The following is a 293-nucleotide window of genomic DNA, read 5'->3' as shown; positions in this document are numbered from 1 at the left end:
CCGAAATGCTGTTTGAGCTGCTGCTGTATCTGGCTGACGCTCTGGTGAAACTGGCCGCTTTGCAGCGCGATGTAGCTGAGCAGATTGGCCCCCATCTGGCTGCTGCTGACGTTGTCTGGCAGTGCGGCCTGGGTCGTGCCGATACACCGTGAGCAGGTCGCACGATACAGTTGGTGTTCGGTGACGAGATAGCTCACCTCGGGCAGCTCGAACACCTGATGAACCTGATAGGGTTTGGCATGGGCCACCATGTCCCCGCCACAGCAAGCGCAATCGGCGGCAGGGTAATGCGG

General features: G+C 60.1%; 1 protein-coding gene. It reads right to left on the bottom strand.

The annotated features are described in order from the left end of the window. A partial coding sequence (locus J9892_RS21605; RefSeq protein WP_210538967.1) for an IS66 family transposase zinc-finger binding domain-containing protein occupies positions 1–293 on the bottom strand: 293 nt, incomplete at both ends.

The organism is Aeromonas sp. Prich7-2, assembly GCF_017939255.1.
GTDB lineage: Bacteria > Pseudomonadota > Gammaproteobacteria > Enterobacterales > Aeromonadaceae > Aeromonas > Aeromonas caviae.
This window is presented reverse-complemented; position numbering and strand designations above follow the sequence as displayed.